The sequence below is a fragment of the Pseudomonas sp. B14(2022) genome (genome assembly GCF_012030485.1).
In the GTDB taxonomy this organism is placed as follows: Bacteria; Pseudomonadota; Gammaproteobacteria; order Pseudomonadales; family Pseudomonadaceae; genus Aquipseudomonas.
In genome coordinates this window covers 1-19,647 of the sequence record NZ_JAAUVM010000010.1, presented here as the reverse complement: position 1 = coordinate 19,647, position 19,647 = coordinate 1, and the positions used below count along the sequence as shown (strand labels likewise).

Genomic DNA, 19,647 nt, shown 5'->3' with positions numbered 1-19,647 from the left:
ACGTTCGGCACCCTAGGTCGGCGCTCCCTACCTGACAGGCCAACCCATGGATCACAGCAACCGCTTCCGCCTGGAGTCTCTGGGCATTTTCCTGTTCGCGCTGTTGCTGTTCACGCTGGGTATCTGGGACCAGCAACCTCAGGGGTTTGACGGGCGCTGGGCGCTGTTCCTGCAGGAAATGTTTCGTCATGGTGCGAGTCTTTTCCCCACCACCTATGGGCAGCCTTACGCGGACTACCCCGGTACCGCGACCTTCTTCAGTTACGTATTTGCCCGGCTGTTCGGTGCGCCCAACCACTTGGCCAATGTGCTGCCCACTGCCCTTGCATCCGCCGGGGTCGTGGCCTTGATCTATCGCTTGCTGGTCCCGGCGAGTCGCCCATGGGCGCTGCTCACGGTGCTGCTGACGTTGCTCACCACCCAACTGCTGGAAAAGTCGCGCTCGGTCTGTCTGGACCAGATGGTGGCTTTGCTTTGTGTGGGCAGTTTCTACCTGCTGCACAGCGGTGAGCGCCTCGGCTCGCGATGGCGCCAGCTCGCGGTGTTCCCGCTGTTCATCCTGGGGTTTGCGATACGCGGGCCATTGGGCTTGATCGAGGTCTGTGGCGTGGTGTGCGTGTATTGGGTGCTGGGTCGTCCCGGCGAGTGGGTCAAGCAGGTTTTAGCTCACGGAATCGTGGGCCTGGTGTTGCTGGCGGCATGTTGGTGGCTGTTGGTGAAGCTGGCGCGTATCAGCGGTGGCGATGCGTTTGCAGATGAGGTGTTCAAGATGCAAGTGGGCGGGCGCCTCGATGAAGCCGGCGAGCCGTTATATTTCTATTTCCAGCTGAGTTTGTACCGCTATTTCCCTGTGGTCCCGTTGGCGTTGGCCACATTGGTTGCGCTTCGTCATCGCTGGAGTGAACGGTTCGATGACCCTGTGCAACTGGTGATGCGGCTCGGTGCCTGCGGCTTGATGATCTTGATCGGGTTGTCGGTGCCGCACTTCAAACGCGCCTATTACATTCTGCCCATGGTGCCGATGTTTGCCGCTGTCGCTGCCTATGGGCTGCTCCAGGCGCAAGGCTGGCTCGCCGGGGTGCGTCGATGCTACGAGGGGCTTGTCGCGGCGCTGCCGGCGTTGTGCGTGGTTGCGGTGTTTGTCTGTCGACATGGGTGGCAGAAGCATGGTTACTGGCCTGACGTCTCGTTGCCGTTGTTGATTAGCGCGCTGGTGGTGCTGCAAGTGGCGGCGCTGATTGCCTGGCGACGCATTGAGCGGCTGGTGTGGCTCAGCGTATTCGCGCTGGCTGCACAGTGGCTGGTGCTGGTGACGGTGGTGGAGCCCGCCAAGGATTTGCAGTTCGACACTCGGCAATTCGTCCGTCAGGTGGAAGCACTTCGCGTATCGCAGCCTGGGCCACTGGTGTTCCTGAATCTCGGCAGGGACACCTGGGCGGTGCGCTACATGATGAATCTGGATCATGACGAGCAGCCGTCGTTTATCAGCGCTGCAGACATCGAACGATTGAGCGCGTTACCGCGACCTTCGTGGGTCATTGTGGCGCGCAAGGAAACCGCGTTGCTCAAGGGCACGCCTCTGGAGCATCAGGCGCCAAGTTTTGAAGGGCGTTTGAATGACAACCCACTGATGGTGTTTCGGCTGGAATGAATCAGCCGCCTCATCTCAAAATTGCGACTTGGATAGCTCAAATTGCAGGCAACAAAAAACCCGCACTAGGCGGGTTTTTTGTGTGTTTCAGATGACATTTGCACCACCTGAAACTAATGAGTGGTGCCCAGAGACGGAATCGAACCGCCGACACGGGGATTTTCAATCCCCTGCTCTACCGACTGAGCTATCTGGGCAACGGGGCGCATTAAACGGGTTTTTCAGGGGGTCGTCAAGCAAGTTTTCAAAAAATATTTAATTATTACCGTCGCTTACGTGCCGACCCCGGTTTTTGATCAATTATTGAGCAGGTGGCACGTAGCCGTCGGCCTTGGCGTAATCCTCGCCGGAAAAGAACTTGTCCATTTCGCCTGACAGGTATTTACGGTCTTCGGCGTTCATCATGTTCAGGCGTTTTTCATTGATCAGCAGCGTTTGGTGTTTCAGCCAGTCGCCCCATGCCTGAGCGGAGATATGATCGAAAATGTCCTGGCCCTTCGCACCTGGGTACGGAGGGCGTTCCAGGCCTGGCAATTCTTCGTTGTACTTGCGGCACATTACGGTGCGGGTCATGACGACTCTCCTGCGTTCAATACATCGGACGCGCGCTTCAGCAGTTTCTTTACCGGGGCGGCAAGGCCCAGGCGCGGCGGGGTGGCGAGGTTATACCAGAGCCAGTCGGCCTCGGCCACGTGATGGGCAGTTTCCTCGACCTGGACCAGCCAGGGTTCGATGGCCAGTTGGAAATGACTGAAAGTGTGGATCAGCCCTGGCAGTGCCTGGTGCTTGCCCAGTTCGAGCGCGTGCTGGTTAGCCAGGTGTTCGAGGTCTTGCAGGTCGTCCAGCTCGGGCAGGCTCCACAAACCGCCCCACAGGCCCGTGGAAGGGCGACGGTAAAGCAGAATCGCCCCTTCGGCATTGGCCAGCAGCGGCATCAGCGTGCGCTTCTGCGGGATGGTCTTGCGCGGCTTGGGGATCGGGTAGCGGGTCTCCAGGCCGAGCATATGGGCTTCGCAGTTTTTTTCCAGCGGGCACAGCAGGCAGCTGGGCTTGCTGCGGGTGCAGAGGGTGGCGCCCATGTCCATCATCGCCTGGGTGTAGGCATTAACGCGATCATGGGGGGTGAAGCGTTCTGCGGTGGCCCACAGCTGCTTGGCCACCTTCGGTTCGCCTGGGTAGCCCTCTTGCGCGGTAAAGCGTGCCAGCACGCGCTTGACGTTGCCGTCGAGGATCGGCGCGCGCAGGCCCATGCTCAGGCTGGCAATCGCGCCGGCGGTGGACAGGCCAATGCCGGGCAACTCAGTGAGCTTTTCGACATCCCTGGGAAACTCGCCGCCGTACTCCGCCACGATGATCTTCGCGGTCTTTTGCAGGTTGCGTGCTCGAGTGTAATAACCCAGGCCGGTCCACAGGTGCAGTACCTCGTCTTCCGGCGCGGCGGCGAGGGCTTCGACCGTTGGCAGCGAGGCCATGAAGCGGTCGAAGTAATTGAGTACGGTGCTGACTTGGGTCTGTTGCAGCATGATCTCCGAGACCCACACCCGGTAGGGCGTGATGCCCTGTTGCCAGGGCAGGTCATGGCGGCCGTGGCGGTCGTACCAGTCCAGCACCGCCGTTGAAAACTGCTCGTTTCTCATCGTTTGAACAGGCCTTTCAAAGCATCTTTGAGCTGCGGGTTGACCTTGTCGAGCTTCTCTTCCAGCTTCTCGCTGAGCTTGTTGCCGGCCGCCTTGATCGCGACCTGGCTCAGGCCGTCCTTGTCCAGGCGGCAAGCTTTGGCGCCGAGTTCCAGCGGGCCACGGCAGCGCAGCGGCACTTCGATGCCCTGGAAGTTGGCGCCGACTTCGCAGGCTGGGTCCGGTACTTCGCGCTGGTCGCCTTCGACGATGATGCCGACGCGGTAATCCATACCCAGTACGCGCAGGTCGACGTCACCGTTGCCGTTGACCGCCAGCCCTGGGATGCGCACTTTCAGGTCGGGGTTGTTGGCGACGCCATTACGGAAGGTCAGGTTGCCCTTCAACTCCTGGAACGGTGTGTCCTTGCCGCGTTGTTCGCCGCTCAAGGTCTTGCGGTTGAGCAGGGCGATACCGGTGCACAGTTGCTGCTCGAGATTGGCGTTGAGCAGCACGCCGTTGTTGATCACAAAGCTGGCGGTACCGTTGAGGCTGTCGATCAGGGCTTTCTGGCTGTTGCCGCGGCCGCTGAGGTTGCTGTCGAGGGTGACCTGGCCTTTCACCGGTGGCGTTTGTCCCTGGGCCTGCAGGATGCGTTCGACCGGTACCTGCTTGATCCGGCTTTGCAGGGCCAGCAGCGGAATGTCCTGGCGTACGTCCAGGCTGCCGTTGGCCTGGAAGGTGCCGTTGTAGAGCCCGCCGCTCAGGGTGTCGAGCTTGAGTTGGCCGTCGACGCCGGACGCCTTCAGCACGGCATTCTGGATCGGCAATTTACTCAGGGTCAGTTGGCCGAAGGCAAGGTCGGCATTGACATCCAGCTTGCGCAGGTGGGCCAGTGGCAGCAGTTTGTCCGTGCTCCAGGCGCCTTTGGTCGGTGCTTCCGGCAGTGGAGTGGTGCCCCCGGCCGCCATGGCGCCGGCTTCGCTGTTCTGCACTTCGGCCTGGCGGGCGGCGGTTGCGCCCTTGGCGGATTCGGACTTGGCCGGCAGGTAGTTGTCGGCGTTGAAGGTATCGCCCTTGAGCTGCACGCGTAGCGCTTGCTTGGCAAAGTCGTCCACGGCGACGCGGCCGGTGAAGGTGCTGCCATCGAGTTTCAGGTTCAGGTCTTCCAGCGCCAGGCTGGTCGGAGTGCCCTTGAGGCGGCTGACCAACTCGACCTTGCTCAGGCTGCCCTCGGCCATGGGCGGCAGCGGGTTGCCGACGCTGTCGAGGAACTTGGCCAGGTCAAACTGGGCGATGGACAGCGCGCCGCTGAGCTGCGGGGTCTTGTCCAGGTCGTTGACCTTCAGCTCGCCCAGGGCGCGCAGTTGGTTGGCCGAGAGTTTCAGGTTGGTCCATTCGGCGATATTGGCCGCCTGGTCCACCAGTAACTGGCCCTGGGTGGAGAAGGTCACGGTCTTGCCTTGCAGCGGCTCGCCCGTGGCTTCGCCGGTAACTTTCATGTCTTCGAACTGGTAGCGCTTGAGCGCGCGCTCAATACGCAGGTTGCCGTTGAGTTCGGTCTTGACGCGCATCACCGGCTGGTTGCTGCCGAAGAAGGCGGTGAGTTTCACCGGGATGCTCGCACCTTCGTGCACGGCGCCGGTGCTCAGCTGGATACTTTCGGCGCTGAATTGCTTGCCGGTCTGTTCATCGTTGTATTCGACGCGGGCGTTGTTGACCGTCAGGCTGTCGATGTCCAGGCGGATCGGCTTTGACGGTTTTTCCGCTTCGGGCTCAGCAGGCGCTTGCGCTGGCGCGGGGGTTCCGGCAGTTGCCACCGGCGCGTTCTTGCCGATGTCTTCCCAGTTGCCATGGCCCTGCTTGTCGCGGTTCAGGCGCAGGTTGAGGCCTTCGACACGCACATCGCTCATCTGCACCTCGCGACGCAGCAGCGGCAGCACGCGCACCGACAGGCCGAGCATTTGCAGGTCGGCAAAGGGTTGGGTCGGCGTGGTCAGGGTCGCCACGCTGGCCTCGTGCAGTTCCAGGCCGAGCCAGGGGAATAGGCTCCAACCGATATCGCCATTGAGTGTCAGCTCGATGTGGGCCTTGTCGCGGGCAATCTGGCGAATCTCGTCTTTATAGTCGTTGGGATCGAAGAGGTGGGTCAGGGCAAAGCCCAGAGCCACAATGATCAGCAACAGCCCGAGAAGTACCAGACCCAGGATTTTGCCGAACGCTTTCATGGGCGAGTCCTTGTATGTCGATTTCAAAATTTAGCCGCAGAGTATAACGCCCGACGGCCTGCGTCAGGTCACCGATCGTTACATTGTATCCATGGCGGCGAAAGCGGGTTTTTGACGTCAATAAAACCGAAAAATCGCAAAAAGATGATGTCATTTTGGTTTTTCTGTCATCCGCTAATGCTAATCTTCGGCCGTTCGTTCGCCTTCTGCGACTTATCGTCGCGCCAAATGGAGCTTCACTCTACAAAAACGGCCACGCTTTGCGTGCAAGGCCGAGGGAGAGAGCGCCTGACGAACGCATACTAATAACTGGGGGATTCATCAATGAGCACTAGCACTGTGGCCGGCACTACCGCCGCACAGCCTGCGTTCCTGTCCAAGGAGCGCATTATCGCCAAGCCCGGGTTCAACCGCTGGCTGGTTCCACCGGCCGCCCTGGCCATCCACCTGTGCATCGGCATGGCCTACGGCTTCTCGGTGTTCTGGTTGCCGCTGTCCAAGGCGCTGGGTATCACCAAGCCGGTCGCCTGCGCACCGGACATGAGCTTCATCGCCCAAGTCTTCTCGTCCCAATGCGACTGGCCCATCTCCATGCTGGGCTGGATCTACACCCTGTTCTTCATCTTCCTGGGCTGCTCGGCAGCGATCTGGGGTGGCTGGCTGGAACATGCCGGGCCACGCAAGGCCGGTGTTGTGTCGGCGCTGTGCTGGTGTGGCGGCCTGCTGATCTCGGCATTGGGTATCTATACCCACCAGATCTGGCTGATGTGGATCGGCTCCGGGGTCATTGGCGGTATCGGCCTGGGCCTGGGGTATATCTCGCCCGTATCGACCCTGATCAAGTGGTTCCCGGACAAGCGCGGCATGGCCACCGGCATGGCGATCATGGGCTTCGGCGGTGGCGCAATGGTGGGCGCCCCGCTGGCTGCTGCGTTGATGGGTCACTTCGCTTCGCCGACCAGCGTGGGCGTATGGCAGAGTTTCCTGGTGATGGCCGCGATCTACTTCGTGTTCATGATCGGCGGCGCGCTGTCCTACCGCGTCCCACCGACCGGCTGGAAGCCTGAGGGCTGGACCGCACCGGCGAAAAAAGCCAGTAACGCGATGATCACTCACCGTCACGTGCACGTGAATGTGGCGTGGAAAACCCCGCAATTCCGCCTCGTATGGCTGGTGCTGTGCCTGAACGTATCGGCCGGTATCGGCATCCTCGGCATGGCTTCGCCGCTGCTGCAGGAAGTGTTCGGTGGCAAGCTGCTGGGTGTTGATGTGCCGTTTGGCCAGTTGGACGCCGGGCAATTGGCGTCGATTGCTGCCATCGCTGCGGGCTTCACCGGTTTGTTGAGCCTGTTCAACATCGGTGGCCGGTTCTTCTGGGCGTCGTTCTCCGACTACCTGGGCCGTAAAAACACCTACTTCGTGTTCTTCGCCCTGGGCTTTGCCCTGTATGCGCTGATCCCGAACCTGGGGCACCTGGGCAACGTGGCGCTGTTCGTCGCGGCGTTCTGCATCATCCTGTCGATGTACGGCGGTGGTTTTGCGACCGTCCCGGCCTACCTGGCCGACCTGTTCGGTACCCAGATGGTCGGCGCGATCCACGGTCGCCTGCTGACCGCATGGGCAGCCGCGGGCGTATTGGGCCCGGTGCTGGTGAACTACCTGCGTGAATATCAACTGAGCATCGGCGTCGAACGCGCTGCGGCCTATGACATCACCTTGTATATCCTCGCGGGTCTGCTGGTGCTGGGCTTTATCTGCAACATGCTGGTCCGCCCTGTGGCCGACAAGTACTTCATGACCGATGCAGAACTTGCCGCAGAGCAAGCGCTGGGCCATGACAAAGGGGCTGATGCCACCACTTCGCTGGAGTGGAAAGCCGCGTCCGGCACCGTGCCATTGGCGATCGCCGCTTGGTTGGTGGTGGGTATTCCGTTGGCGTGGGGTGTGTGGGTGACCCTGCAGAAGACGGCAGTACTGTTCCACTAAGTTGACTGCAAGCGGGCGCACCATCCTGGAGCGCCCGCTTGTATACACATGTCTATCCCCGACACTCCCCGCTTCAACTCGTCAGTCTTATCCCCTTCGATGTTTCTGTTTAGCGCCCGCGCCCCTATAATGGCTGCCTTTTTCGCCCAATGATTTTGCGGAGCTGGTGATGGCCGAACGTAAGGCGTCCGTCGAGCGCGACACTCTGGAAACCCAGATCAAAGCCTCGATCAACCTGGATGGCACCGGAAAGGCCCGATTTGATATCGGTGTACCTTTTCTTGAGCACATGCTGGACCAGATCGCCCGTCACGGGCTGATCGACCTGGATATCGTCAGCAAGGGCGACCTGCATATCGACGACCACCACACGGTGGAAGACGTAGGCATCACCCTCGGCCAGGCGTTTGCCAAGGCCATCGGCGACAAAAAAGGCATCCGTCGCTACGGCCACGCCTATGTCCCGCTGGACGAAGCGCTGTCGCGTGTGGTCATCGACTTCTCCGGCCGCCCAGGCCTGCAGATGCACGTGCCGTACACCCGCGCCACCGTGGGCGGCTTCGATGTCGACCTGTTCCAGGAGTTCTTCCAGGGCTTCGTCAACCACGCACTCGTCAGCCTGCACATCGACAACCTGCGCGGCACCAACACCCACCACCAGATCGAAACCGTGTTCAAGGCTTTCGGCCGCGCGCTGCGCATGGCCGTGGAGCTGGATGACCGCATGGCCGGGCAAATGCCCTCGACCAAGGGCGTCCTGTAATGCAGACGGTCGCGGTTATCGATTACGGCATGGGTAACCTGCACTCGGTGGCCAAGGCCCTCGAGCACGTAGGGGCCGGCAAGGTGCTGATCACCAGCGATGCCAATGTGATTCGCGAAGCCGACCGCGTGGTGTTCCCCGGTGTAGGTGCAATTCGCGATTGCATGGCCGAAATTCGCCGCCTGGGCTTTGACAGCCTGGTGCGCGAAGTCAGCCAGGATCGCCCGTTCCTCGGCATCTGCGTGGGCATGCAAGCCTTGCTCGACAGCAGTGAAGAGAACGACGGCGTTGACTGCATCGGCCTGTTCCCGGGCAAAGTGAAGTTCTTCGGCAAAGACCTGCATGAAGACGGCGAACACCTGAAAGTCCCGCACATGGGCTGGAACGAAGTCCGCCAGACCGTGGATCACCCGCTGTGGCACGAAGTGCCGGACATGGCGCGTTTCTACTTCGTGCACAGCTACTACATCGCCGCCGGTAAACCGGGCCAGGTGGTGGGGGGCGGGCACTACGGCGTCGACTTCGCCGCAGCGTTGGCCGAAGGTTCGCGGTTTGCCGTGCAGTTCCACCCGGAGAAGAGCCATACCCATGGCCTGCAATTGCTGCAGAACTTCGCCGCCTGGGATGGGCGCTGGTAAATGGCCAGGAAGCCGAAGCTGCCAATCTTGAACCTCACGCCCGAACAGGAGAGTGAGGCTACCCTCAAGATCAAGCGCTTCATGGAAGACCGCTTCGAGCTCAAGCTGGGCTCGTTCGAGGTCGCCGAGATTCTTGAGCTGTTCACCACCGAAGTGGCTCCGCATTATTACAACAGGGCGATTTTCGATACGCAGACGCTCCTTAAAGAAAGGTTCGAAAGCATCGAAAGCGACCTGTGGTCGCTTGAGAAACCCTGATTTCCAAGCATTGCTGAATATCGAATAAGGTTTGCCAGATGCTGATTATCCCCGCTATCGATCTCAAGGACGGCGCCTGCGTACGTCTGCGCCAAGGCCGTATGGAAGATTCCACCGTGTTCTCCGATGACCCGGTGAGCATGGCTGCCAAATGGGTGGAAGGGGGCTGCCGTCGTCTGCATCTGGTGGACTTGAACGGCGCCTTCGAAGGCCAGCCGGTCAACGGCGAGGTGGTCACCGCGATCGCCAGGCGCTACCCGAACCTGCCGATCCAGATCGGCGGCGGTATCCGCTCCCTGGAAACCATCGAGCATTACGTCAAGGCCGGCGTGAGCTACGTGATCATCGGCACCAAGGCCGTGAAAGACCCGGCCTTCGTCGCCGAAGCCTGCCGCGCGTTCCCGGGCAAAGTGATCGTGGGCCTGGACGCTAAAGACGGTTTCGTCGCTACCGACGGCTGGGCTGAAATCAGCACCGTGCAAGTCATCGACCTGGCCAAGCAGTTCGAAGCCGACGGCGTGTCCGCCATCGTTTATACCGACATCGCCAAAGACGGCATGATGCAGGGCTGCAACGTGCCGTTCACCGCTGCGCTGGCCGCTGCGACCAGGATCCCGGTGATCGCTTCCGGCGGTATTCACAACCTGGGCGACATCAAGTCGCTGCTGGACGCCAAGGCGCCAGGGATCATCGGCGCCATCACCGGCCGTGCGATCTACGAAGGCACCCTGGACGTCGCCGAAGCCCAGGCTTACTGCGATGCCTACAACGGCTGAGGACTGACCATGGCGCTGGCCAAACGCATCATCCCTTGCCTGGACGTCGACAACGGTCGCGTGGTCAAGGGCGTCAAGTTCGAGAACATCCGTGACGCCGGCGACCCGGTGGAAATCGCCCGTCGCTACGATGAGCAAGGTGCCGACGAGATTACCTTTCTCGACATCACCGCCAGCGTCGACGGCCGCGACACCACGCTGCATACCGTCGAGCGCATGGCCAGCCAGGTGTTTATCCCGCTGACCGTGGGCGGTGGCGTGCGCACCGTGCAAGACATTCGCAACCTGCTCAATGCCGGTGCGGACAAGGTCTCGATCAATACCGCTGCGGTGTTCAACCCAGAGTTCGTCGGCGAAGCCGCGCAGCACTTCGGCTCGCAATGCATCGTGGTAGCCATCGACGCCAAGAAAGTCTCCGGCCCGGGCGAAACCCCGCGCTGGGAGATCTTCACCCACGGCGGTCGCAAGCCGACCGGCCTGGACGCGGTGGAGTGGGCGATGAAGATGGAAGGCCTGGGCGCCGGGGAAATCCTGCTGACCAGCATGGACCAGGACGGCATGAAGAACGGCTTCGACCTGGGCGTGACCCGCGCCATCAGCGATGCGCTGGGTATTCCGGTGATCGCCTCAGGCGGTGTCGGTAACCTGCAACACCTGGCCGACGGCGTGATCGAAGGCCATGCCAGCGCGGTGCTGGCGGCGAGTATTTTTCACTTTGGCGAATACACCGTTCCTGAGGCCAAGGCCTACATGGCGGCGCGCGGTATCGTCGTTCGCTAAACGTTGCTGGACACCATGGCAGGCGCGCGGCACTCTCTGCGCTTGCCATGGATTCCGGTAGCCTTCATGTTCAAACAACTGCTTCTTGCTGTCGCCAGCACGTCCATTCTCTTGGCCGGCTCGGCCCATTGCACAGAGGAACCGTCTGACGCCTCCCTGGTGTTGCTGACGGAAAATTTCCCGCCCTACAACATGGCCAGGAACGGTAAGAACTTCGCCAAGGACGAGAACATCGAAGGCATCGCCGTGGACATCGTGCGCGAGACCTTCAAGCGTGCCGGCATTTCCTACAATCTCACCCTGCGTTTTCCCTGGGAGCGGATCTACAAACTCGCCCTGGAGAAGCCCGGCTATGGCGTGTTCGTGATGGCGCGTCTGCCGGATCGTGAAGCGCTGTTCAAGTGGGTCGGCCCCATCGGCCCGGATGATTGGGTGCTGCTGGCCAAAGCCGACAGCAAGATCCAGCTCGATGACCTGGAGCACGCGCGGCGCTACAGGATCGGCGCCTATAAAGGCGACGCCATCGCCGAGACCCTGGAGAAGCAGGGCCTTAACCCGGTGGTGGTGTTGCGCGACCAGGACAACGCGCAAAAGCTTATGGATGGCCAGATCGATCTGTGGGCCACCGGCGACCCGGCCGGGCGTTATCTTGCGCGCCAGGTCGGTGTGACGGGGCTCAAGACCGTGCTGCGGTTCAACAGTGCTCAGTTGTACCTGGCGCTGAACAAGGATGTGCCGGATGAGACGGTAGCCAAGCTGCAGGCGGCGTTGGATCAGTTGCGCTCTGAAGGGCGGGTGGAACAGATCATGGCGAACTATTTGTAGCGGTAGGTGCCGTTCTTGCCGTGCCCAGCCATGGCTTGATTGCTGCGCACACTGATCATCAACTTGATATCTATCCAGTCGATGCCCAGGGCCTTGAGCTTGGGTAACTCGCGCTCCAGCACTGCCAGGGTTTGTGGGTAAGGGTGGCCGATCATCACCACCGAACCCTGTTTGTGCGCCAGTTTGATCGCGGTTTGCAGTTGCGTGGTGATCGCCGCTTCGGTGCGTTCGTCATCGAGAAACACATCCCGCGAAACATGCGCCAGGCCAATCTTCTGCGCTTCGGCAGCGGCTACGGTCTGCGCGCTGGTGCGGCTGTCGACGAAGAACTTGTTGCGCCGTTGCAGCTCGGCCATCAGCCAGGCCATGGCGGCCGGTTGCGCGGTCATGCGGCTGCCCATGTGGTTGTTGATACCGGCGGTATAGGGCACGGCGTTGAAGGCCGCGTCCAGGCGTTTGCCCAACTCTTCGATAGGCAGCTCGGGGTGCCAGGCGAACGGGCCGGTGGCGGGGTCCATGGGCATGTGCAGGATCACGATCTTGCCGGCCTTGTGCGCTTCGCGGGCGAATTCGGCGGCGTGGGGCGTGTCGGGCATGATCGCCGTGGTCACCGGCCCAGGCAGGGCAAGCACGCGACGATCCCGGGTCAGGTTTTGCCCCAGGTCGTCGATGATGAGGGTCAGGTAGGCTTTGTGGGATTCGCTGGCAGGGGCCGCGTGGGCGACCCCTGCCAGGCTGCATAGCACAGCGATGATCAGGGCAACACGCATATCAACGACTGCGTGTAATGCTCAAGCCCTTGAGCAGGCTCAGCGCCTGGGCCAGCTGGTAATCATCGTCCTGCGGCATCGGCTTGGCTTTCTTGCTGCTGCCGGTTGGCTGGTCGGCACCGCCGTTGCCATTGCCCAGGTGACCTTGCAGGTCCGCTTCCTTGTAGTACTCGCTGTCGATTTCGTTGGTGATCTTGGCCTTGCGCACTTCGATGTCCGGCACGATGCCCTGGGCCTGGATCGAGCGGCCGTTCGGCGTGTAGTACAGCGCGGTGGTGATCTTCAGCGCACGCTCGTTGTTCAGCGGCAACACGGTCTGCACCGAGCCTTTGCCGAAGCTGGTGGTGCCCATCAGCACGCCGCGTTTCTGGTCTTGCAGGGCGCCGGCGACGATTTCCGACGCCGAGGCGCTGCCGCCGTTGATCAGCACAGCCAAGGGTACGTTTTCGCTGAGGTCGTTGCCGGTGGCCGAGAAGCGCAGCTCGGAGTTGGCGATACGACCCTTGGTGTAGACGATCAGGCCCTTGGTGATGAAGTGGTCGACCACTTCCACCGCCGACTGCAGCACGCCGCCTGGGTTGTTACGCAGGTCGAGCACGATGCCGCTGAGTTTCTTGCCGTTGTCCTTGCGCAGCTTGGCCAGGGCCTTGGCCACTTCGTCGCCGGTCTTGACCTGGAATTGGGTGATGCGGATGTAACCGTAGCCCGATTCCAGCAGCTGGCTCTTCACGCTCTTGACCACGATGGTTGCGCGGGTGAGCGTCACGTCAAACGGGTTGCCGCCGTCGCGCACCAGGGTCAGGGTGATTTTCTGGCCGATCTTGCCGCGCATCTTGTCGACGGCTTCGGTCATGGTCTGGCCACGGGTCGGCTGGCCGTTGATCTTGACGATAAAGTCACCGGCCTGGATGCCGGCCTTGGACGCCGGGGTGTCATCGATTGGCGAGACCACCTTGATATTGCCGTCTTCGGCGCCGACTTCAATGCCCAGGCCGCCGAATTCGCCGCTGGTGCTTTCCTGCAGCTCGGCGAAATCTTCCGGACCGAGGTAGGCGGAGTGCGGATCGAGGTTGCTGAGCATGCCCTTGATGGCATTTTCCAGCAGGGTCTTGTCGTCTACAGGTTCGACATAGGCTGCCTTGATCCGGTCCATGACCTCGGCAAAGGTGCGCAGCTCGTCCAGCGGCAACGGCGCCTTGGTGGTCGCGGCCGTGGCGGCGGGTGCAGCCGGGGCGGCCTGGTCGGCAAAAGCCAGAGGCGCGCCGATCACCAGGGCGATCGTCAGGGCCAGCGAAGTGAGGCGGGACAAATGCAGCATGTCGAACGAACTCCTAATGTAGATGCGACCCTATCCTTGGGACCGGCACCATTGTGCGGGATCGCTCGGGCGACCCTGCTGACGAATAGCGAAGTACAGCGCTGGGGTGTCCTGGCCGCCACTGTTACCGACAGTGGAGATGGATTCACCGGCTTTTACAACATCACCTGCCGACTTGAGTAACGTCTGATTGTGGCCATAAAGGCTTAAATAGCCATTACCGTGGTCGAGAATCACCAACAAACCGGCGCCCCTCAGCCAATCGGCAAACACCACGCGCCCACCGTGTACGGCATGGACCTGGCTGCCGGCAGAGGCGCTGATCATCACCCCGTCCCACTTGGCGCGGGTGTCATCGCCACGGGTTTCCCCAAAGCGTGCCAGTAGTCGACCATCAACTGGCCATGGAAGTTTGCCGCGCGCTGAAGCAAAAGGCCCGCCGAAGGACTCGCCAGCACTGGAAACCAGCGGGCCAGGAGCGGCATGCGCCGGTTTGCGGGGCGCCGGGGCATCGGTGGTGGCTGCCAGTTCGGCCTCACGCTGGCGCTTTTTTTCGGCTTCCTGCTGGGCGATCAGCGCTTTCTGTCGCGCTTCTTCGGCCTCACGTGCCTGGCGTGCCAGGGTTTCTTCAATGGTCTTGAGCACTTTGGCCAGGTCGGCCTGGTCTTGCTCGCGGGCCTGGAGCTTGGCGTCGCGGGCCTTCACGTCGTCATTGAGCTTGGCCAGGGCCAGCTGGCGCTCCTTGCGGACCTTGTCCAGCTCGTCGCGCTGGGCGTTGAGGCTGGCTTTCTGGTCCTCCAACTGCGACTGCTGGTTGGCGATTTCCTGTTCGACGTTGACCAACTGGCGCAGGGTCTCGTTGAAGCTTTTCAACTGCTCCAGTCGGGCCTTGCTCAGGTAGTCGTAGTAGGTCAGGGTGCGCGCGAATTTTTCCGGGTTCTGCTGGTTGAGCAACAGTTTGAGGTATTCCTGGCGGCCGCTCTGGTAGGCGGCGCGGGCCTGGATTGCGATCAAACGCTGCTGTTCAACGCGTGCGCTCTGGAGTTTTTTTTTCTCAGCGTCGAGTCGCTCCAGTTCCGACTCGCTCTTCTTTAGTTCTTTTTGCAGCTCCTGGACCTGCTTCTCCAGCTTGCCCATTTCGGTTTCCGTGCCGCGCAGGTCTTTCTGCACCCCGGATTTTTCTTCCTGGAGCTTGCCGAGCAGTTTTTTCAGCTCGGTAATGTCCTGACGCGTAGCGTCCAACTGTTGTTGAGTTTGTGCACGCTCGTCGGCAAACGCCGGTTGGAGCAGGCAGACAAGAGCAAGGGTAATCAAGGCGCGAAGCATAGAGGCGGGCGACACCAGGGAAAGGGACGGCCTAGTATGCCCGCCAAGCGCCGCAAAAAAAACGCCCAATTCGGACTGGAAGGCAAGATAGGTGCCGAGTGGTGGCGGTATGGCAAAAAGACATCTACCAAACACCGCGAAGCTAATGTGGGAGGGGGCTTGCCCCGATTGCGGTGTGTCAGCTGAATAGGTGTTGGCTGACCCACTGCTATCGGGGGCAAGCCCCCTCCCACACTGTTGTTTGGATCAGACCAGGATCGAGGTCCCGGTCATCTCTTTCGGCTTCTCCAACCCCATCAGCATCAACATGGTCGGCGCCACATCCGCCAGCACGCCGCCATCACGCACTTTGAAGTCGCGCTTGCCGACGTAGATGAACGGCACCGGCTCGGTCGTGTGGGCGGTGTGGGCCTGGCCTGTGGATTCGTCGGACATCTGCTCGCAGTTGCCGTGGTCGGCGGTGATCAGCGCCTCGCCGCCGACTTTTTCCAGGGCGTCGACGATGCGGCCGACGCACAGGTCCAGGCATTCCACGGCCTTGGTCGCAGCTTCCAGGTTGCCGCTGTGGCCCACCATGTCACCGTTGGCGTAGTTGACCACGATCACGTCGTAGCGCTGGTGGTCGATGGCGTCGACGATCTTGTCGGTGACTTCCGGCGCGCTCATTTCCGGCTGCAGGTCGTAGGTGGCGACTTTTGGCGACGGGATCAGGATGCGCTCTTCGCCAGGGAACGGTTCTTCACGCCCGCCGGAGAAGAAGAAGGTCACGTGGGCGTATTTCTCGGTTTCGGCAATACGCAGCTGGGTCTTGCCGTTCTTCGCCAGGTAGTCGCCCAGCACGTTGTCCAGGCTGCCGGCAGCAAAGGCAGCGGGTGCCGGGATGCTGGCGGCGTATTGGGTCAGGCCGACGTATTGGACTTTTGGCTGGCGCGCACGCTCGAATTCCTTGAAACCGTCTTCGACAAACACACGGCTCAGCTCGCGGGCACGGTCGGCGCGGAAGTTCATGAACACCACGGCGTCTCCGTCTTCGACCTTTACCGGCTCGCCGATGGTGGTGGCCTTGACGAATTCATCGCTCTCGCCACGGGCGTAGGCAGTTTCCAGGCCTTCCTGGGCGGTGGCGGCGTGGAATTCGGCCTGGCCGTCGACGATCAGGTTGTAGGCCTGGGATACGCGGTCCCAACGGTTGTCGCGGTCCATGGCGAAGTAGCGGCCCACCAGGCTGGCGATGCGGCCCTTGCCCAGGGCGGCGAAAGTGGCGTCCAGCAGCTCGATGGAGGATTGCGCGCTTTTTGGCGGGGTGTCGCGACCATCGAGGAAGGCGTGCAGGTAGATCTTGTCGGCGCCGCGCTTGAAGGCCAGCTCGGCCATCGCCACCAGATGGTCCTGGTGACTGTGAACGCCGCCGTCGGACAGCAGGCCCATGAAGTGCACGGCCTTGCCGGCGGCCACTGCTTTATCTACCGCTGCGCAGATAGTCGGGTTCTCGAAGAACTCGCCATCGCGGATCGATTTGGTCACACGGGTGAAGTCTTGATATACCACTCGTCCGGCGCCGAGGTTCATGTGGCCGACTTCCGAGTTGCCCATTTGGCCGTCCGGCAGGCCCACGTCCATGCCCGAGCCGGAGATCAGGCCGTTGGGCACCGTCGCGGTCAGACGGTCGAGTACCGGCTTCTTGGCCGCGTACACCGCGTTGTCGTGGTGGCTTTCACTGTGTCCGAAGCCATCGAGAATTATCAGGACCAAAGGTTTAGGCGTGGTAGTCATAGATCCTCTCGCGGCGGTAATAAAGGAAGGCAATTGAAAAGGGAGTGGCAGTTTAAAGCGAAGTTCCGACCACGTCACCGCTTTACGGGGGTTGGCCCCCCCTGACGGCTGTGTATACTTACCGCCATTTTAACGCTCTGGAACCTCCTTGATGGTTGATCACCTGATTGCATTTGCCACTGCCCACTATCTGCTCGTGGGTGCCTTCGTCATCCTGCTGGCGCTGCTGATCGCTCACGAATTGAGCCGTGGTGGCCGCAGCCTGAGCACGTCGGAGCTGACCGCGCTGGTTAACAAGGACGAGGCCATTGTGGTGGATATTCGCCCGGCCAAGGATTTTGCCACGGGCCATATCGTCGGTGCCCTGAACATCCCTCAGGACAAGCTGATCGCGCGCCTGCCCGAGCTGGAAAAGCACAAGGCCAAGACCATCATCCTGGTCGACGCTCAGGGCCAGCACGCCGGCACCCACGCCCGCGAAATGCTCAAGACCGGTTTCATCGCCGCCAAGCTGTCCGGTGGCATCAGCAGCTGGCGCGCCGACAACCTGCCGCTGGTGAAGTGATATGAGCCAGGTCGTCGTATATTCCAGCGATTGGTGCCCTTACTGCATGCGGGCCAAGGCCCTGCTTGAGAAGAAGGGCGTTGCCTTCGAAGAAATCAAGGTCGATGGCAAGCCCCAGGTGCGTGCCGAAATGGCCCAGAAGGCGGGGCGCACGTCCGTGCCGCAGATCTGGATCGGCGCCAGGCACATCGGTGGGTGCGACGACCTGTTTGCCCTGGAGCGCGCCGGTAAACTCGATGCGCTGCTGCTCGTCTGACTCCTAACCCCTAAAAGACCCCAAGATCAAGAAGGATCTGCGATGACTGACCAACAGAACACCGAAGCAGCAGAAGCCCAAGGCCCACAATTTTCGCTGCAGCGTATCTATGTGCGTGACCTGTCGTTCGAAGCGCCGAAAAGCCCGGCGATCTTCCGCCAGGAATGGACTCCAAGCGTTGCCCTGGACCTGAACACCCGTCAAAAGGCACTGGAAGGCGACTTCCACGAAGTCGTGCTGACCTTGTCGGTCACCGTCAAGAATGGCGAAGAAGTGGCCTTCATCGCTGAAGTGCAACAGGCCGGTATCTTCCTGATCCAGGGCCTGGACGAAGCGTCCATGAGCCACACCCTGGGTGCGTTCTGCCCGAACATCCTGTTCCCGTATGCCCGCGAGACCCTGGACAGCCTGGTCACCCGTGGTTCGTTCCCTGCGCTGATGCTGGCTCCGGTGAACTTCGATGCCCTGTACGCTCAAGAGCTGCAGCGCATGCAACAGGAAGGCGCGCCGACGGTTCAGTAATCTCGAACCCGACGCAGAACCCAATGTGGGAGGGGGCTTGCTCCCGATAGCGGTGGATCAGTCACCTAGATGTCGACTGACACTCTGCCATCGGGAGCAAGCCCCCTCCCACATTTGTTATGTGTGCTATTTGAAACCGAGTTGGCGCCAGCCTTCGTAGACGGCAACGGCGACGGTGTTCGACAGGTTCAAGCTGCGGCAGCCTTCGCGCATCGGCAGGCGCAGGCGATGGCCGTCGGGCAGGGCGTCGAGTACCTCGGCTGGCAGGCCACGGCTTTCCGGGCCGAACAGGAAGGCGTCGCCCTCGGCAAAGCTGGCATCATGAAACGGCCGCGAGCCTTTGGTGGTGAACGCGAACAAGCGCGGGTGTCCGAGGCTTTCCAGGCAGCTGGCCAGGTCGGCATGGCGCTGGAGGGTGGCGTACTCGTGGTAGTCCAGTCCGGCACGACGAAGACGCTTGTCGTCCATGTCGAAGCCCAGGGGCTCGATCAAATGCAGGTGGCAGCCACTGTTGGCGCACAGCCTGATAACGTTGCCGGTATTCGGCGGAATTTCTGGTTGAAAAAGGATGACGTGAAACATGCACGGCTCCGAAGGCAAAGATGCGCTGCATTCTACCCCTGAAGAAGACCCAAGGCCGAAGCTAATGCCGAGGGTCATGGGCTCATTGGCGATTGTCGGCCTGATGGTGGGCCTGATGATCGGCCGCCTGACCACTCCTGACCCGGTCGAGTTGCAGCAGGTAGAGACGGCTGCGGACGGTGTGGTGGTGTGGTTCAACAGCGAACCCAAGCTGCACGGCGAGCACATCGACGGCACCGTGGCGCTGTTGTTCGACGCGCAAGGCAAGGCCGCCAGTGGGCAGCTCAAGGTCAACGACAAGGATGTGAACTGGCGCGTGCGCAAGACCGATGCGGGCTTGCTGCTGAACCTGGTGGCGGCTCGGCCGTTGCGCGGGGAGTGGAAAGGGGAGAAGGCCGATGGCCGCTGGCGGCTGGAGATCCATCTCCAAGAGCAATAAAAGAGGGAATCCCCGGCCTGCCTGTACCAAGGCTCCCAAAACGGGCTGGAGCTATGGGCGCTGAGCCACATAAGCCCCGGGTGTAAAGAAGGGAGTTCCCGGCCTGCCTGTACCAGGGCTCCCAAAACGGGGTGAAGCCAGAGGCTTCGGTGTTAAAGAGGGAGTCCTCGGCCTGCCTGTACCGAGGTTCCCGAAAGCGGTGTAGAGCGCGACGCGGTTCGCATCAAGCACCCCGGGTGTAAAGAGGGGATTCTCGGCCTGCCTGTACCAAGGTCCCCGAAACTGGGTTGTACTGGGGTTATTGCAGGGCGCGTGCCAGAGTGGCTAAGTTGTGGCAAAAAATTTCTCCAGAAAGCGCAAAGCCCCGGAATACGGGGCTTTGGTGTTTTCGAGGTTCAGCATTTTCTTAACAAAACGTTAGTTTCGGGCGTGGAACGTGTGCGCGATGCTAGAACAGGGTGCATTGAAGCGGTGCACGATTCTGAGTCCGTGTGGAGGTCCAAATGTGGGAGGGGGCTTGCTCCCGATGGCGGAGTGTCAGTCAGATAGATATCGACTGACACTCCGCCATCGGG

The 19,647-nt window shown here is 61.2% G+C and carries 20 protein-coding genes and 1 tRNA gene; 12 read left to right on the top strand and 9 right to left on the bottom strand.

Translation table 11 applies throughout. The features are described from left to right. Positions 1-46 precede the first annotated feature (46 nt). Complete coding sequence (locus HCF10_RS16285; RefSeq protein ID WP_167655944.1) at positions 47-1,651, top strand: ArnT family glycosyltransferase; 1,605 nt, start codon at positions 47-49, stop codon at positions 1,649-1,651. 121 nt (positions 1,652-1,772) lie between these two features. Here HCF10_RS16285 and HCF10_RS16280 read toward each other — a convergent pair. From HCF10_RS16280 to HCF10_RS16265, 4 genes are all read right to left on the bottom strand, one after another. After that, positions 1,773-1,848, bottom strand: a tRNA-Phe gene (locus HCF10_RS16280). A 103-nt stretch (positions 1,849-1,951) separates the two neighbouring features. Next, the gene (locus HCF10_RS16275) at positions 1,952-2,224 is read right to left on the bottom strand and encodes an oxidative damage protection protein (RefSeq protein WP_027605083.1); all 273 of its coding nucleotides are present in this window, start codon (positions 2,222-2,224) and stop codon (positions 1,952-1,954) included. Then, positions 2,221-3,288 carry an A/G-specific adenine glycosylase gene (gene mutY, locus HCF10_RS16270; RefSeq protein ID WP_131696921.1) on the bottom strand — a complete coding sequence of 356 codons (1,068 nt, stop codon included), beginning with the start codon at positions 3,286-3,288 and terminating at the stop codon, positions 2,221-2,223. Before mutY ends, HCF10_RS16275 begins: the two co-directional genes overlap by 4 nt. Further along, the gene (locus tag HCF10_RS16265; RefSeq protein WP_131696920.1) at positions 3,285-5,495 is read right to left on the bottom strand and encodes an AsmA family protein; all 2,211 of its coding nucleotides are present in this window, start codon (positions 5,493-5,495) and stop codon (positions 3,285-3,287) included. Before HCF10_RS16265 ends, mutY begins: the two co-directional genes overlap by 4 nt. Before the next feature lie 324 nt (positions 5,496-5,819). On the opposite strand from HCF10_RS16265, the gene HCF10_RS16260 reads away from it, so the two are divergent. The 7 genes from HCF10_RS16260 (at position 5,820) to HCF10_RS16230 (ending at position 11,521) form a co-directional block, all read left to right on the top strand. Then, entirely contained in the window at positions 5,820-7,481 is a 1,662-nt protein-coding gene (locus tag HCF10_RS16260) for an OFA family MFS transporter (RefSeq protein WP_131696919.1), read from the top strand. A 169-nt stretch (positions 7,482-7,650) separates the two neighbouring features. After that, positions 7,651-8,244: an imidazoleglycerol-phosphate dehydratase HisB gene (hisB, locus tag HCF10_RS16255; protein ID WP_003218037.1), complete on the top strand. Its 594-nt coding sequence runs from the start codon at positions 7,651-7,653 to the stop codon at positions 8,242-8,244. Then, positions 8,244-8,882 (top strand): imidazole glycerol phosphate synthase subunit HisH, encoded by a 639-nt coding sequence (gene hisH / locus HCF10_RS16250; protein ID WP_131696918.1) that lies wholly within the window; start codon positions 8,244-8,246, stop codon positions 8,880-8,882. The genes hisB and hisH overlap by 1 nt, the downstream gene beginning before the upstream one ends. Further along, positions 8,883-9,140, top strand: coding sequence for a DUF2164 domain-containing protein (locus HCF10_RS16245; protein WP_065925755.1), 258 nt, complete (start codon positions 8,883-8,885; stop codon positions 9,138-9,140). 38 nt (positions 9,141-9,178) lie between these two features. Further along, complete coding sequence (hisA, locus tag HCF10_RS16240) at positions 9,179-9,916, top strand: 1-(5-phosphoribosyl)-5-[(5-phosphoribosylamino)methylideneamino]imidazole-4-carboxamide isomerase (protein ID WP_057010603.1); 738 nt, start codon at positions 9,179-9,181, stop codon at positions 9,914-9,916. A gap of 9 nt (positions 9,917-9,925) precedes the next feature. Then, complete coding sequence (hisF, locus tag HCF10_RS16235) at positions 9,926-10,696, top strand: imidazole glycerol phosphate synthase subunit HisF (protein WP_003171107.1); 771 nt, start codon at positions 9,926-9,928, stop codon at positions 10,694-10,696. A 66-nt stretch (positions 10,697-10,762) separates the two neighbouring features. After that, positions 10,763-11,521 carry a substrate-binding periplasmic protein gene (locus tag HCF10_RS16230; RefSeq protein ID WP_167655943.1) on the top strand — a complete coding sequence of 253 codons (759 nt, stop codon included), beginning with the start codon at positions 10,763-10,765 and terminating at the stop codon, positions 11,519-11,521. On the opposite strand, the gene HCF10_RS16225 is transcribed toward HCF10_RS16230, so the two are convergent. From HCF10_RS16225 to gpmI, 4 genes are all read right to left on the bottom strand, one after another. After that, a complete protein-coding gene (locus HCF10_RS16225; protein WP_167655942.1) occupies positions 11,512-12,291 on the bottom strand; it encodes a divergent polysaccharide deacetylase family protein in 780 nt (259 codons plus the stop codon). The genes HCF10_RS16230 and HCF10_RS16225 overlap by 10 nt on opposite strands. Position 12,292: 1 nt before the next feature. Continuing rightward, on the bottom strand, positions 12,293-13,609 hold the full coding sequence (locus HCF10_RS16220) for a S41 family peptidase (RefSeq protein WP_131696914.1): 1,317 nt from the start codon (positions 13,607-13,609) through the stop codon (positions 12,293-12,295). Between the two features lie 30 nt (positions 13,610-13,639). Beyond that, positions 13,640-14,935, bottom strand: coding sequence for a murein hydrolase activator EnvC family protein (locus tag HCF10_RS16215; RefSeq protein ID WP_145335875.1), 1,296 nt, complete (start codon positions 14,933-14,935; stop codon positions 13,640-13,642). A 246-nt stretch (positions 14,936-15,181) separates the two neighbouring features. Beyond that, the gene (gpmI, locus tag HCF10_RS16210; protein WP_167655941.1) at positions 15,182-16,708 is read right to left on the bottom strand and encodes a 2,3-bisphosphoglycerate-independent phosphoglycerate mutase; all 1,527 of its coding nucleotides are present in this window, start codon (positions 16,706-16,708) and stop codon (positions 15,182-15,184) included. 151 nt (positions 16,709-16,859) lie between these two features. Between gpmI and HCF10_RS16205 the strand changes: the two genes are divergently transcribed. From HCF10_RS16205 to secB, 3 genes are read left to right on the top strand one after another with little or no spacing between them, the layout of a single operon-like run. Further along, entirely contained in the window at positions 16,860-17,273 is a 414-nt protein-coding gene (locus HCF10_RS16205; RefSeq protein ID WP_131696911.1) for a rhodanese-like domain-containing protein, read from the top strand. A gap of 1 nt (position 17,274) precedes the next feature. Next, positions 17,275-17,529, top strand: a complete 255-nt coding sequence (gene grxC / locus HCF10_RS16200) for a glutaredoxin 3 (protein ID WP_033896917.1) — start codon at positions 17,275-17,277, stop codon at positions 17,527-17,529. A 42-nt stretch (positions 17,530-17,571) separates the two neighbouring features. After that, positions 17,572-18,051 carry a protein-export chaperone SecB gene (gene secB, locus HCF10_RS16195; RefSeq protein WP_014716520.1) on the top strand — a complete coding sequence of 160 codons (480 nt, stop codon included), beginning with the start codon at positions 17,572-17,574 and terminating at the stop codon, positions 18,049-18,051. A 126-nt stretch (positions 18,052-18,177) separates the two neighbouring features. On the opposite strand, the gene HCF10_RS16190 is transcribed toward secB, so the two are convergent. After that, positions 18,178-18,633, bottom strand: coding sequence for a tRNA (cytidine(34)-2'-O)-methyltransferase (locus HCF10_RS16190; protein ID WP_010563141.1), 456 nt, complete (start codon positions 18,631-18,633; stop codon positions 18,178-18,180). On the opposite strand from HCF10_RS16190, the gene HCF10_RS16185 reads away from it, so the two are divergent. Next, positions 18,632-19,072 (top strand): hypothetical protein, encoded by a 441-nt coding sequence (locus HCF10_RS16185; protein WP_131696909.1) that lies wholly within the window; start codon positions 18,632-18,634, stop codon positions 19,070-19,072. The genes HCF10_RS16190 and HCF10_RS16185 overlap by 2 nt on opposite strands. Positions 19,073-19,647: the final 575 nt, after the last annotated feature.

Excerpts from the sequence above, each read along its gene's own strand:
- HCF10_RS16275 (WP_027605083.1), bottom strand. The coding sequence starts at position 2,224 with ATGACCCGCACCGTAATGTGCCGCAAGTACAACGAAGAATTGCCAGGC.
- HCF10_RS16245 (WP_065925755.1), top strand. The coding sequence starts at position 8,883 with ATGGCCAGGAAGCCGAAGCTGCCAATCTTGAACCTCACGCCCGAACAG.
- HCF10_RS16265 (WP_131696920.1), bottom strand. The coding sequence starts at position 5,495 with ATGAAAGCGTTCGGCAAAATCCTGGGTCTGGTACTTCTCGGGCTGTTG.
- hisH (WP_131696918.1), top strand. The coding sequence starts at position 8,244 with ATGCAGACGGTCGCGGTTATCGATTACGGCATGGGTAACCTGCACTCG.
- gpmI (WP_167655941.1), bottom strand. The coding sequence starts at position 16,708 with ATGACTACCACGCCTAAACCTTTGGTCCTGATAATTCTCGATGGCTTC.
- mutY (WP_131696921.1), bottom strand. The coding sequence starts at position 3,288 with ATGAGAAACGAGCAGTTTTCAACGGCGGTGCTGGACTGGTACGACCGC.
- grxC (WP_033896917.1), top strand. The coding sequence starts at position 17,275 with ATGAGCCAGGTCGTCGTATATTCCAGCGATTGGTGCCCTTACTGCATG.
- HCF10_RS16260 (WP_131696919.1), top strand. The coding sequence starts at position 5,820 with ATGAGCACTAGCACTGTGGCCGGCACTACCGCCGCACAGCCTGCGTTC.
- HCF10_RS16220 (WP_131696914.1), bottom strand. The coding sequence starts at position 13,609 with ATGCTGCATTTGTCCCGCCTCACTTCGCTGGCCCTGACGATCGCCCTG.
- HCF10_RS16215 (WP_145335875.1), bottom strand. The coding sequence starts at position 14,935 with ATGCTTCGCGCCTTGATTACCCTTGCTCTTGTCTGCCTGCTCCAACCG.
- HCF10_RS16205 (WP_131696911.1), top strand. The coding sequence starts at position 16,860 with ATGGTTGATCACCTGATTGCATTTGCCACTGCCCACTATCTGCTCGTG.
- hisF (WP_003171107.1), top strand. The coding sequence starts at position 9,926 with ATGGCGCTGGCCAAACGCATCATCCCTTGCCTGGACGTCGACAACGGT.
- HCF10_RS16285 (WP_167655944.1), top strand. The coding sequence starts at position 47 with ATGGATCACAGCAACCGCTTCCGCCTGGAGTCTCTGGGCATTTTCCTG.
- HCF10_RS16185 (WP_131696909.1), top strand. The coding sequence starts at position 18,632 with ATGCACGGCTCCGAAGGCAAAGATGCGCTGCATTCTACCCCTGAAGAA.
- hisB (WP_003218037.1), top strand. The coding sequence starts at position 7,651 with ATGGCCGAACGTAAGGCGTCCGTCGAGCGCGACACTCTGGAAACCCAG.
- hisA (WP_057010603.1), top strand. The coding sequence starts at position 9,179 with ATGCTGATTATCCCCGCTATCGATCTCAAGGACGGCGCCTGCGTACGT.
- HCF10_RS16190 (WP_010563141.1), bottom strand. The coding sequence starts at position 18,633 with ATGTTTCACGTCATCCTTTTTCAACCAGAAATTCCGCCGAATACCGGC.
- HCF10_RS16230 (WP_167655943.1), top strand. The coding sequence starts at position 10,763 with ATGTTCAAACAACTGCTTCTTGCTGTCGCCAGCACGTCCATTCTCTTG.
- secB (WP_014716520.1), top strand. The coding sequence starts at position 17,572 with ATGACTGACCAACAGAACACCGAAGCAGCAGAAGCCCAAGGCCCACAA.
- HCF10_RS16225 (WP_167655942.1), bottom strand. The coding sequence starts at position 12,291 with ATGCGTGTTGCCCTGATCATCGCTGTGCTATGCAGCCTGGCAGGGGTC.